Source organism: Ruegeria sp. BG10 (genome assembly GCF_056538575.1).
The window spans coordinates 87,174-99,950 of sequence record NZ_JBQFTI010000004.1; the positions used below are offsets into that span (position 1 = coordinate 87,174).

Annotated in this window: 8 protein-coding genes; 6 read left to right on the plus strand and 2 right to left on the minus strand. The window is 58.5% G+C overall.

The annotated features are described in order from the left end of the window. Window positions 1–75 precede the first annotated feature (75 nt). Window positions 76–1,206, minus strand: a complete 1,131-nt coding sequence (locus tag ACR0D8_RS15655) for a DUF7005 family protein (protein ID WP_480647881.1) — start codon at window positions 1,204–1,206, stop codon at window positions 76–78. A 92-nt stretch (window positions 1,207–1,298) separates the two neighbouring features. Between ACR0D8_RS15655 and ACR0D8_RS15660 the strand changes: the two genes are divergently transcribed. Genes ACR0D8_RS15660 through ACR0D8_RS15685 form a run of 6 tightly spaced genes read left to right on the plus strand, consistent with a single transcriptional unit; the run spans window position 1,299 to window position 11,073 of the window. Continuing rightward, the gene (locus ACR0D8_RS15660; protein ID WP_480647883.1) at window positions 1,299–2,360 is read left to right on the plus strand and encodes a hypothetical protein; all 1,062 of its coding nucleotides are present in this window, start codon (window positions 1,299–1,301) and stop codon (window positions 2,358–2,360) included. Between the two features lie 48 nt (window positions 2,361–2,408). Further along, entirely contained in the window at window positions 2,409–3,662 is a 1,254-nt protein-coding gene (locus ACR0D8_RS15665) for an NHLP bacteriocin system secretion protein (protein WP_480647884.1), read from the plus strand. Window positions 3,663–3,720: 58 nt separating this feature from the next. Next, the gene (locus tag ACR0D8_RS15670) at window positions 3,721–5,958 is read left to right on the plus strand and encodes an NHLP family bacteriocin export ABC transporter peptidase/permease/ATPase subunit (RefSeq protein WP_475157935.1); all 2,238 of its coding nucleotides are present in this window, start codon (window positions 3,721–3,723) and stop codon (window positions 5,956–5,958) included. Between the two features lie 13 nt (window positions 5,959–5,971). Further along, a complete protein-coding gene (locus ACR0D8_RS15675; RefSeq protein WP_480647886.1) occupies window positions 5,972–8,944 on the plus strand; it encodes an NHLP bacteriocin export ABC transporter permease/ATPase subunit in 2,973 nt (990 codons plus the stop codon). After that, a complete protein-coding gene (locus ACR0D8_RS15680; RefSeq protein WP_480647888.1) occupies window positions 8,941–9,873 on the plus strand; it encodes a M23 family metallopeptidase in 933 nt (310 codons plus the stop codon). The genes ACR0D8_RS15675 and ACR0D8_RS15680 overlap by 4 nt, the downstream gene beginning before the upstream one ends. A gap of 6 nt (window positions 9,874–9,879) precedes the next feature. Next, the gene (locus ACR0D8_RS15685) at window positions 9,880–11,073 is read left to right on the plus strand and encodes a hypothetical protein (protein WP_480647890.1); all 1,194 of its coding nucleotides are present in this window, start codon (window positions 9,880–9,882) and stop codon (window positions 11,071–11,073) included. A 63-nt stretch (window positions 11,074–11,136) separates the two neighbouring features. Here ACR0D8_RS15685 and ACR0D8_RS15690 read toward each other — a convergent pair whose 3' ends face one another. Beyond that, window positions 11,137–12,756, minus strand: coding sequence for a hypothetical protein (locus tag ACR0D8_RS15690; RefSeq protein WP_480647892.1), 1,620 nt, complete (start codon window positions 12,754–12,756; stop codon window positions 11,137–11,139). Window positions 12,757–12,777: the final 21 nt, after the last annotated feature.

The following is a 12,777-nucleotide window of genomic DNA, read 5'->3' on the forward strand; positions in this document are numbered from 1 at the left end:
CGGCCGAAAGTCAATTGATGCCACCACGCCAGGTTGCAAAAAACTTTGCCAAACGCGTAGCATTTCCACGCGGCCTCATGTGGCGCATGCCCGGTCGAAGCCTCGGAGAAACCGGTGTTCCAGGTCTTCCGCTGCGAAATCCTCGAAGCACAACGCCGAAAGGGCCAGCAAAACCGGCCCGAGGCCTGAAGAGGCGCCCAATCGCGGCACGATATGGTCCCGATGCAACCTGTCCAATGCCGATGCAGCGTGGGCCAGAAGTCGAAGCATGCCGCGTTCGGCTGCGGGCGTAAGGTTTTCGTCAAGGTATATTCGGGCGCGGGCCTGAGACTGAAGCGCCCGGTCAGGTGTCAGCCCGATCATCGTCAGAAACAACTCCGCATCGAACTGGCCGGTCGCGGCCACAAGCCCGGCATAGTCAGCCAGCAATTCGTCATACAGATCATTACGCATTTGGCCGCAAACGCGCCGCGTAAAGTAATGGGCACATTCGTGTTCCAGCCGGATCACCCGGGATTGCTCCAGAACCTTTTCCTGACCACCGGGCAAGTCATCGAAGGTCACGTTGCTGTAGGTACCTTGTGAGAGGATTATGAACCGATCCTGATAAAGCGACTTATCGGGCACAATCTTTGCCTTGAAATGCGCCGTCCAGCCGTACTCTGCGTTGCCGTCGGCAAGCCAGTCTGCCTTGAGCCGCGCTATCCGGTCCCAGTTGTTGAAACCTGCGACCATGGCCGCCCCCATACTGCGAGGCACCGCAACGGGTTCGCAGCGATACAGGAATGCGCGCAAGAGAGCCTCGAAATCCGCGCGCGTGGCGGGCTCAAGAACCGGAATACGCCCGGCCGGTGTCTGATGAAACGTCAGGTTCAGGGCCTGAGGCGCTTCCAGTTGCAAGCCGTCACCGGGGTCTGGAGCCAAAGACATATCTCCGCGCTTGATCGCTGCGAGGTAGGCGGGGTTCCGGCCCTGCATTTCCGCAATCGCAAAGCGCAGATGCGGGAGCGATTGGGACAGCGTCAACCAGAGGTCCGGGCTGCTTGCATATCTCTCCCACGCTTCCACAAATGGTTCATCCGGCAATGGGAATTTCGGAGCTTTGTCCGGGCCTTCGAAAGGTGGCGAAAGCGCCCCCAGAAGACATTCTGCGTCTGCCCCTGTCACACCTGCGACGCGCAAAGCGTTGGGTGCTTGCTCAAGCATCGTAAATCACCTTTACTTCCCGGTATCTTCCGGGCGCGGAGACGTTGTGGGCACGGCGCCACCCGGCATTCTTAGCAATTTCAGAAGGTTCCATGTCAAGACTCTTGCTGCATGTAGGCCACTCCAAGACAGGCACCAGTTTTCTGCAGGCGCTTCTGAGGGAAAACCGATCTGTGTTGGCTCGGTCTGGATATGAATACCCGTCACCGTCCTGGCAGGAGAACGAAGAGGAAAACGCCGAAGTAGGACAGGGCAATGGCCTGGTAGCGGCGCAATCCCCGGATGCGATGCGGACCCTGCTTCGTGACCGCCCGCGTCCCGACTGCGGGCTTATCCTGTCCAGCGAGGAGTTCTTTCCGCAACTGGCAACGGCCTCGGACCCAAAGCGCCTGGTGCAACTCGCCATCGAGGCCGGCTATGACGAAGTTTCCATTTTGCTTGCGACCCGAGACCCCGTTTCGCACGCGGCGTCGCTGTGGATGCAATACGTGAAACGTTCAGGCGGGACCGCCTCGTTGGAGCGTTTCTTTGGCCTTTACTCGGTGCCCGATCTGGTCCTGCGTTTTCTGGGCGCATACGGCGATCAGCCGAACGTATCAATCAATCTGTTCAACTACAGTCGCCATAAGGCGCATCTGACTGAACGCCTCGCAGACTGGCTTGGCCTTGCTGCAGACGATTTCGTTGCGCCAAAGGCCCCAATAATCAATCGAAGCCTGACCGGTGCTGAAGCGGTGATACAACTGGCGTTGAACAAGGAAATCGGCCGGCGCGGCCGCGTCCTGTCTGACGCGTTGTGCAGTGCACTTCCCGAGGTCGCCGCGCACGCGGCCTACCCTGCAAAAAGTGTTCAGACCGCGATGCTTGACAGGCTGTCACCGACTCTGGAGCACTTGAATTCGCGAATTGAAACAAACGAGCGCTATCAACATGACCTTCATGAGCCGAAGCCTCTGCTCGCCGAGAACCAGACAAATTCCCTGACAGAACCTCAACTTAGAGTTGTCGGTGCCGTTTTGGGACAGGAGATCAGGAACCTGTTGAACTCAAAAGTCGATAGCACCGGCGCAGTGTCCCATGATCCTCTTGACGGAACGGGTTTCACCGCAGACAATTCAATCAGAGGGTCAACTGAACCGGAGCGTGGCAGATAGCCACCGGATACCCGGAAACAGGCCCGCAAAAACGTCGGGACGTGAGAGATGAGCAAGAATATCTTCCGCAAAAGTGCGATGGACCGACTTGCCTCTCCGGAGCAGCTCGACCGATTGATTCCGGTAACCGACAGCAAATCCTGGCTCGCGATGCTGATGCTCATGGCGATGCTCGCCGCGGCGGTCACCTGGAGCTTTCTGGGCTCGCTCCCGTCCCGCGTAAAAGGTGACGGCATCCTGATCATCGAAGGCGGTCGCGTCTTTGACGCCGTGGCACAGGCTGACGGAATAGTGGAACGGCTGGAGGTTTCGATCGACGATCTGGTCGAAAAGGACCAGATCGTCGCGCGCCTTTCGCAGCGGGATTTGCAGATCGAACTGGATAACATAACGGCCACCGTCGAAGAGGCGAAGACGGAACTGGGGCGTGTCCAGGCAGACGTGAATCGGCAGTCGGAGTTGCAAAGCGATGCGCTTCAGGAACAAATCGACGCCACCAATGAGCGGATCGCAGTCGCCGAGGAACGGCTGAAAAACGCACGTGAGCGTCTGGAGGAATTCGAGGAACTTCTGGAACGGGGTCGCGCCACCAATGACGCAGTTCTCGAACGCCAGCTGGCCGTAGATGCCATCCTCAAGGAGTTGGGTGAACAGCGGCAGGTATTGTCCGACATTGAAGTACGCCGTTTCGACGCCCTGGTGAGCAGTAACGAGCGTGTTGAGCAGGCCCGGCAGCGGGTTGCCGAAGCTGAGCGCCGGCAAGCCGCGATCGAAAGCCAGCTACAGCGCGGTTCGGTCATCATTTCTCCTGCTGCCGGTCGAGTGACCGAATTGCAGGCCACGGCGGGCGAGTTGTTAGGCCGTGGCGAAGCCGCACTGTCTTTTGAGACACTGGGCGACAGTCTTGAACTGGTTTTGTATGTCGGACCATCCGACGGCAAGTCGGTGGAACCGGGCATGCCGGTTCAGATTTCACCGCTGACAGCGGCCCGTGAAGAATATGGAACCATCCGCGGTCAGGTCACACAGGTGTCCGAGTTTCCGTCGACCGTTGATGGCATGATGGCGGTGCTGCGCAACAGCGAGCTTGTGCGGCAGTTTTCCGCCTCGGGCCCGCCCTACAGGGCGATCGTGCGGCTTGAGCGGGACCCGGGTTCGGTTTCCGGCTATGCGTGGACGTCGGACAGGGGCGCCGGGCTGGAACTTCGCTCCGGCACCTTGACCGAAGCGGAAGTGACCGTGCGCACCCAGCGCCCCATTGAAATGGTGATCCCATTGCTGCGTGAATGGACGGGGCTGTAAGGTGCCCCGCCAACCCTCCCCTCGCCGCACTCATATTTTGCACAAGGCTTGATCTGACGTGTTTAACGGTCCCAAATCCAACGCCTCAGACGATCAGAGCGCCGACAAGGAATTGCAGGCCTTCAAGGAAGCGGCCCGCAAAAAGGGACGCCGAAAGTCGGTCCCGACCGTGCTTCAGATGGAAGCTGTGGAATGTGGTGCCGCCGCTCTGGCCATGATCCTGCGCTATTACGGTCGTTATGTCCCGCTTGAGCGTTTGCGGACCGAATGCGGCGTGAGCCGTGACGGCTCCAAGGCATCCAACGTACTGAAGGCCGCGCGCGAGCACGGCATGACGGCAAAGGGCTATAAATACAGCCTGCCCAAGCTGCTCGATCTCAAGATGCCCTGCATCGTCTTCTGGAACTTCAATCACTTTGTTGTCCTGGAAGGCATCCGGGGAAAGAAAGTCCACATCAATGACCCGGCGATGGGTCCGCGCACGCTGAGCTTTGAAGAATTCGACGAAGGTTACACGGGCGTTGTGCTCACCTTCGAACCGGGGCCGGAGTTCCAGAAGGGCGGTGAACGCCCCAAGGATCTGGCCGGTCTTTTCCGGCGTCTGAGCAGTTCCAAAGCCGCCGTGACCTTCGTTTTGCTGACCAGCTTGTCCCTTGTCATTCCGGGACTGGTCATCCCGGTTTTCTCGAAAATCTTCGTCGATGAAATTCTGATCCAGAATCTCGACAACTGGGTCATGCCGCTGCTTATCGGGATGGCGCTTACCGCGCTGATGCGCGGTGCGCTGACATGGCTTCAACAAATTGCACTGGTGCGGCTGGACACCAAGATTGCCCTGACGCAGGCATCGGCCTTTCTGTGGCATGTGTTCCGCCTGCCCCAGGGCTTTTTCGACCAGCGGTTTGCCGGAGACATCCTGTCGCGCGTAACGGCAAATGACCGCGTGGCCACATTGCTGTCCGGGCCACTGGCAACCAATCTCGCCTCGCTTCCGACGGTTGTCTTTTATCTGGCGGTAATGTTCGCCTTTGATCCGATCATGGCGATGGTGGGTGCCGGGCTCGCTCTGCTGAACGTTTTGGTCCTCAGGTTGCTCAATCGGGTACGTGAAGACGGCAGCCGACGGCTGATGCAGGATCAGGGCAAGCTTGCGGGCACGTCGGTCGCCGGCATTCAACTTATGGAAACTCTGAAATCATCGGGGCAAGAGGATGACTTCTTTTCCAAATGGTCCGGATATCAGGCGAAATACCTGACATCCCGGCAGGAGTTTTCATTCTTTACGACGATCCTGGGATCGGTGCCTACATTGGTGTCGGCCTTGATCACCGTGGCGATCCTGTTTCTCGGCGGGCTTCGGGTCATGGACGGGGCAATGACCATCGGCATGCTTGTCGCGTTCCAGAGCCTGATGCGAAGCTTCACCGGCCCCATCGAGCAAATGGTTAACCTTGCCGGCAGCCTGCAGGAAATCAAAGGTGACCTTGCGCGCCTTGATGACGTTCTAAACCACGAACTTGATCCGCGGTCCGGCTCGCATGACGAAAGAACACCAGCCGAAGCCGCCCTTATGAAGCTGAACGGGCGGATCGAATTGCGCGACGTTGTTTTCGGCTATTCCAAGGCCGGACCGCCTCTTATCAACGGGCTGTCGCTGGTGATTGAACCGGGACAGCGCGTGGCGCTGATCGGCGGGTCCGGCAGCGGTAAGTCAACGGTGGCCAAGTTAATCACAGGGCTCTACGCACCCTGGAGCGGAGATATACTGTTCGACGGCAAACCCCTGAGCGAGATCCCGCAGCGGGTATTTTCGCAATCTCTCTCGACTGTGGATCAGGAGATTTTCCTGTTTGAAGGATCGCTGCGCGACAACCTGTCGATGTGGGACGCAATGGTGCAGGAGCGTGACATTGTGAACGCGCTGCGCGATGCCGCCATTCTGGACATTATCGAAGCGCGCGCTGGGCGTTATGACACACAGGTGTCCGAGATGGGCTCGAACTTTTCTGGCGGCCAACGCCAGCGGATCGAAATCGCCCGCGCTCTGACGGTTAATCCTTCGATCCTCGTGCTGGACGAAGCTACCGCTGCGCTTGATCCGATTGTGGAAAAACAGATCGACGACAATGTCCGGCGGCGCGGATGCACCAGCGTGGTTGTGGCGCATCGGCTTTCGACCGTTCGGGACAGCGACGAAATTATCGTGCTGAGCCAGGGAACGGTGGTGCAGCGCGGCATTCATGAAGAGATGATTGAACAGGACGGGCCCTATCGCAGCCTGATGCAGGCTGAGTAGGAGGTTTGAGAACATGACACAAACAGACATGGCCCAGACCGAATCTCATGACGCCTTTGACGCGGAACTGCTGGGCAAGATCACCGGCACGCGCATGGCGGTGGGCGGGCACCGTCCCTTCCTGATCGAAGACACGTCCAAAATCTGGCTCGTGCTGGTGGGATATATCGACGTCTACGCAATCGAGATGTCAGGAGATCAGGTGGTTTCCACCGGACGGCACGTCATGCATGTCGGCCCCGGCGCGGTGCTGTTTGGTGTACCCAGCCTTGAACTGCCCAATGGCAACCGCCTGGCGCTGCGGGCCGTGGCGGCCATGGGCACGCAGCTTTACGAAGGCGATGCCGCAGATGTTCAGGGGGAAGACTTCGACATTATCGTCGTGGACTGGATCGACACCTGGGTCGGGCTGTTGTCGCGCGCCATGGTCCAGAACCGAATTCCGCGCAACGCACTCGTGCTGGAAGCGGAACCGGCGCAGACCTTTTCCGAGGGCACTGATGCCTGCGCACAGTTTCAGGATGTGGTCTGGGGTACGCTGGATGATGGCGAAGCCAAATTTCTGGACCGCGACGAATGCCAATTGGAGCAAGGCGGTGTAGCGGTTCCGATTACGGATCAGAGCTGGATCAGCTTTGGAACCGACAGTTCGATCAGCTGCGCCTATACCCCAACGCTTTTGTTCCTGGGCGGTCTCTGGGAAGCCATGGACAATTTCCATCGCTACTTCCTGCCGATCATCCAGGAAGAGATTGATCTGGCTCGTGCAGAGGCGACCGAAATACGAGCGGCACGTTTCGGCCAGCGGCAAGTCCGGTTCACAGGCGCTTTGGCCACATTGGGCAGCGTATTGCGTCCGGACCTGGAGACCGAGGCCGAGATCCGCGGCGATATCGACACCGGCGAAGACCTGCTGTTCACAGCGTTTTCCCATGTCGTACGCAGCCAGGGCACGGTGGCGAAAAAGCCAAAGCACGGCACACACCGCAAATGGGTGGATCGGCTCAAGGAATATGCCCGCGCATCCGGGTTGCGTATGCGGCGCGTCGCGCTGCGCGACAATTGGCATCGATCGGATGCTGGGGCGCTGGTCGGGTATCTGGACGAGGACGAAACACAGCCTGTCGCCCTCATGCCGGGCTCTGCCTCTGGCGACTACGTCATGATAGATCCCGCGTCCGGGAAGCGCACCAAGCTGACCCGGCGCAACGCCGCCGAATTAAATGCATTTGCCTACATGTTCTATGTGCCCTTCCCGTTGAAGGGCCTGAATGTAAAGGAAGTTCTTTCCTTTGGTTTGCGCGGCATGCGGCGTGAATTGTGGCTGGTACTGTGCCTGGGATTGCTGTCCGGGCTGCTCGGCCTCGCCGTGCCGATTTCAATTGGCTACCTGTTCTCCGACGTGGTCCCGCGCGCTGATCTCAATACTTTCACGGCAGTAGTCGGTGCATTGATCCTGGCCGCCCTGGGCGTCTTCATTTTTGATATAACCCGTGGCTTCACCGTTTTACGTGTGACCGGAAAGATGGACGGCCGCATTCAATCCGCCGTCTGGGACAGGCTGCTTGCGCTGCCTTTGGGATTTTTCAGAGACTACACGTCCGGTGATCTGGCCGACCGGGCGAACAGCATAAACTCGATCCGCGAAGTACTGACGGGTGCCACATTGCAATCCGTGTTTTCGCTGATTTTCTCGCTCTTTTCCTTTGCGCTGTTGTTCTATTACTCGTGGGAGCTTGCCCTGGTCGCCACAGGGCTGATCCTGATCGTAATCCTTGTGACCGCATTTTTCACGTGGGCGATGATTCCGCACAAACAGGCTGCATTGGAAACGATGGGCAAGATTGAAGGTCAGGTGTTCCAGTTCCTCGCGGGTATTGGCAAGCTCAGAAGTTCAAACAGCGAAAGCCGCGCCTTTGCACGTTGGGCAAAACTCTACCAGAAAACCAAAAGCCACACCTACGCCGCATCCCGTTTGAACGCCGGACAGGAGGTGTTCAACGCGATGTTTCCGGTGGCGGCCTCGATCACTATCTTTGCCTATGTCTATTATCAACTGAATGACTCAAGCCTTGACGGTCCCAGCTTCACCATTGGTGATTTCCTTTCCTTCAACGCGGCGTTGGGGCAATTTAATGCCTCGGTCATGGCTTTCGCCGCCGCCGCTTCGCAGATCATCGAAATCGTCCCGCTCTATCGCCGCGCGGACCCGATACTCAAAGCTGTGCCCGAGATACGCAGTGACGCCATCGACCCGGGGGAACTGACCGGTCAGATTGAGCTGTCAAACGTCACCTTCCGCTATGATCCGGAAGGCCCTCCGGTGCTGGACAACATCTCGATCAAAATCCGCCCCGGGGAGTTTGTCGCCTTTGTCGGGGCGTCCGGTTCCGGGAAATCCACAATCCTGCGCCTGATCCTTGGTTTTGAACAGGCCGAGGCCGGCGGCGTCTACTTTGACGGGCAGGATTTGCACGGGCTGAACCTTGGCGCCGTGCGCCGTCAGATCGGCGTGGTGCTTCAGGGCAGCCGCCTCACTTCAGGCACGATTTTCGAGAACATCGTAGGGTCGACGCGGCTGACACAGGATGATGCGATGGAGGCCGCGATTGCAGCCGGGCTTGAAGACGACATCGAAGCCATGCCCATGAAGCTTCATACTGTGGTTTCCGAAGGCGCAGGCACGTTTTCCGGCGGTCAGAAGCAACGGTTGATGATCGCGCGCGCGATGGCGCAAACACCGCGTATCCTGATCCTTGACGAAGCCACAAGTGCGCTGGACAACAAGACCCAGGCGATCGTGAACTCCAGCCTCGACAAACAGAACCTGACCCGGATCGTCGTCGCACATCGCCTGACGACCATTGTCAATGCGGACCGGATCATCATGCTGGAAGGCGGCAAGATCATCGAAGAAGGCCGCTATAGCGAATTGATGTCCCGCGATGGGTCGTTTGCCGCGCTGGCGCGGAGGCAACTGCTATGATCCAGAGCCAGTGGCTGGCCTTGATCCTGACTTTCGGCCTTCCGCTTATGTGCGCAATCGATCTGACCTTTCGGCAACCGCGCAGTTGGGCAGATTGGATTGTTCGGTCAGTCCTTCTGTTGAGCTTGTCGGCCTATATGGTCCTCGGTGGCGTTATCTGGTTGGCCATCGGATTGTCATGGCGATGGATCCTGGTTGTGCTTGCAGTTGCCTCGGTGCTTTGGTCCTGCCCGATCCGTCAGCCCGCCAAGACACGATCTGTCCCGGGCAAATGGGGCGGGTGGATTTCGCTGGTGGCCTTTGCTTTGCCAGCGGCCCTGTTCCTCTTCTATCTCCAGCAAGTCCTGACAGCGGGACGCGTGCCCGCCAACGCCGTCGATCTGGCCATGCCGCTGGGCGGTGATCGCGTCGCCGTCATGCAGGGCGGGCAATCGATCATCCTCAACCACCATTTTACCACGCCAAGCCAGAAATACGCCGCAGATTTGGTGGCTCTTTGGCCTGATGGCCAGAGCGTCAAAACCCTTTCCTCTGAAAAGCTTGAGGATTACGCGGTTTTCGGAATGCCCGTGATCGCGCCCTGTGACGGAGAAATAACTGCAACACGTGACGATCAGCCCGAAACCCCTGTTGGAGGTTCGAACCAACAGGCACCGGCCGGAAATTTTGCTCTGCTCGCCTGCGACGGCCTCACTGTTCTGCTGGCCCATTTCCAACCGGGACGCTTGTCCGTCGATGTGGGAACCCGCGTCAGCACGGGGCAAGAGTTGGGACGCGTCGGAAACTCGGGCAACTCGACGCAACCGCATTTGCATATCCATGCCGTGGAAGGGCGGGTGGATGATATCATTGCTGTAATCTCGACCGCGACTGCGGTTCCGATTACATTCGACGGGCATTTCCTGACCCGCAACATGGTTCTGAGGTAACGGGATATGACCACCGCTTCCAACTCTGCGACGTCACCCAGAATCGGCGACGACATCCTGACGGCGTCCGCCGGAAAAAGGGCGCTGGCGCCGCGCTGCCAAAGCATCGGCGACGTGCTGCGACTGATCGCGCCGCGTATTCGACCCGAACTTGTCGATGCAACCGGCATGGCGCGTCTCTGCCATGTGGCCGATCAACTGCCCGCGGAAATGGCACCGTTTTGGGGTCTTGAACTCCGATTGGGCGAGCTTGCCGCGCGCGCGGACATTCTTTGGGAAATCGCTCAGGGCAACGGATCCATCAGTGCACTTGCCGGGGGGGATGAGTCAGCGCCTTGGGCTTCTGTTTTGAACCGGTCCGCGTTCTGGGGCGATCTGTCTAACTTCGCGCTGGAGTGGCGCGATGGGTCGCAGTGGAAATCAATGCTTGGCAATGTCTGGCTGGAAGTGGACAGCGCAAGCGCCGATGGGTCGGAGTTGGAAGGCTGTCTTGACAGGCCCTGCATGTTTTGGGGGCCGTACAGACAATCCAGGGGCACCGACCGCGCCCTTCTTGCCGCGCTGCCCGAACTTGGACACCGGTTCTTCGGTCTGGATATTGACAAGAGCCATTTGGCGAAGTTTGCCAAAGCGCTTCCCGAAGGCGCCACTGTCTTTCAGATGGGTGTAATGGGGGCCCGGGATATCGTGGTCACCCGGCTATGCCTGACCAACCTGGATTGCGACGCCGCGATCGCCTGGCTTGAACAGATCGGCTGGCCCGGGGACTTAGGCACAGTCGAAACCGTATGGCGGACCTACATAGACCCGTTGGGCGAGCCTGCGTTGAATATCGACCTGATGCCCGATGGTGTCGGACCCAAGCTGGGCATTGAACTATACGCCAAGGAAAACGCGTTCTCGACACAACCATGGGAGGCTGCTTTCGACCGGCTTCAATCCGCAGGTCTGGCGCGCCCGAAAAAAATCGACGCGTTGCGGGAATTGCCGTTTTTCGAACATTATGCGTTGCCGACCTGGACCCCTGACGGGCCGCAAGTGATCTATCCGGCCCTGTCGTGCAATCTGCACCATGTCAAACTGGTCATTGTCGAAGCCGAGATTATTGAGGCCAAAGCCTATGTCGGGGTGCTGCGACCGCCCTTCAATCAATCACCGACCCAAGGCGGCGAGGCCGAAGGCAGCGGCGGGTGGAGATAGGCGGGTTGCAAAGAAATGGCGGCCGAAAAAGCCGCCAGATCAATCTCTGATTTGATCGCAATGCTACGCGATTTCGACATCTCGCAGCGAGGGGTTCTCCGCTTCTTTTCTGGCGCGGTAATCCTTGGTGATTGCCATTTCGCAGAGATACCCACCCAAAAATAGGTTTTCGAGCATCGCCATCGCCGCCATCGGACCGATTTCCGGATGGTCGGACAGATGATCAAACACTTCGCCATAGCTGTGCGTGCCTTCGGAAATCAGCGCGCCGGTGACCAGATGCAACGTTCCACGGCGGAAATCGCGCCGGGTGGTCGGGGAAATCAAGGTGAACCCGTCCTCCTGCTCGACGAACTTCAGGTCGTCGCGCCATTTTATGGGCATCTCCTGATAAGGCTCGGCCACCATCGACCGCGCCACCATTTTCTCCAAAACCCGTTTGAAGTCCTCTCCGTCTTCAAATGTCGCCTTGTCGAACACGCGGTAGCCATAGCGGTTCTCCAGCGTGGTATAGCAGGGGCTGATCAACTGAACCGACCGGTTGACCATGTTGACCAACAGGCCAGACACACAGGCGATCGATCCCTGGGGCACGTCAAATCCTTCCGGCGGATTGTCCGTGTCGATATTGCGCAAGTCGTCCGATTCAACCAGTTGTTGCAACATACGCTCGCGGCCGCCGGGCACCTTGGCACGGAAAACCTCGGCATCAGCTTGCTGCATCAGAAGGATCGTGTCGCGCATTTCCGAAGGCGAAAACGTTTTGTGCAGCCGTCGCATGATGTTGCGTGACAGGACGCTGATACGTGGCCACGGTGCCGGAACCTTGCTGTAATGCCCGATCAGTTCACCGACCCAGTCTTCCTTGGCTCGGGCCGTCGCAGTGCACAAGGACGCGCCGGTAACCGATTGCCAGATCTCCAGCAGTTTTACGTAATGCGGATTGTCATGGGGTTCCGTGCTCCAGTAGAGCATCCCATGTGCGGCCGGCCACCCCAGCACGTCAGCCATGCCTTGCGCGACCCCTGCCACCATTGCCCGGTTTTCCGGAACCGATACGTCGTAGACTGTTTGCAGCTTCGGTGCATCAAACGCGCAGAAGTGGCAGCCGACCGAGCACCCGACGGCCATCTCAACCGCATGGCAGGGATGATCGATATCCCAGCCGTAGCTGCCAAGTTCGTTCCGTGTGGTTGCGATACGTCGTGCGCGCCAGACCGTGTACTCTCTGCTCAGCGACGGTGTCGAAAGCACCATCTTCTTTTGAACAAAGCCCGTCTTCTCGCGCCGGAAACGCCACAAAAACCACGCACGCAAACGTGGATAACCCGCCAGAGTCTCGTGAATGTCAGTCGGCAGTTCTTCGAAACTGTCTACCGGGAACGCATGGTGACTGAACTCGGCGCTGAAGCTCGGCTGCTCCCACAGCAGGGCAAGCTCTTCGGGTTCAAAGGTCACTCCGATATCTTTCAGCATCTTTCGCTGGTCGTCAGAGAATTTGCCGCCGTCGTCCAGTGCTTTGCGGAAGTCGCGATCGCCTTCATAGCACTCGATGAAACGCTTCACCTGGCAGAGGCTTTCCATCTCTTCCGACGAAAAATCGCTAAGCGTGTCGACATATCGGTTGCGGTTGCGCATTTCTACGGTGGATTCTCCCCGCCCGGTCTCGATCATGCTGGTCACGATATCGCTCCTCTAAGAACC

What these genes read in the sequence shown, in the direction of transcription:
- ACR0D8_RS15655 (WP_480647881.1), bottom strand. Translation starts at nt 1,206, where the DNA reads ATGCTTGAGCAAGCACCCAACGCTTTGCGCGTCGCAGGTGTGACAGGG.
- ACR0D8_RS15660 (WP_480647883.1), top strand. Translation starts at nt 1,299, where the DNA reads ATGTCAAGACTCTTGCTGCATGTAGGCCACTCCAAGACAGGCACCAGT.
- ACR0D8_RS15665 (WP_480647884.1), top strand. Translation starts at nt 2,409, where the DNA reads ATGAGCAAGAATATCTTCCGCAAAAGTGCGATGGACCGACTTGCCTCT.
- ACR0D8_RS15675 (WP_480647886.1), top strand. Translation starts at nt 5,972, where the DNA reads ATGACACAAACAGACATGGCCCAGACCGAATCTCATGACGCCTTTGAC.
- ACR0D8_RS15680 (WP_480647888.1), top strand. Translation starts at nt 8,941, where the DNA reads ATGATCCAGAGCCAGTGGCTGGCCTTGATCCTGACTTTCGGCCTTCCG.
- ACR0D8_RS15685 (WP_480647890.1), top strand. Translation starts at nt 9,880, where the DNA reads ATGACCACCGCTTCCAACTCTGCGACGTCACCCAGAATCGGCGACGAC.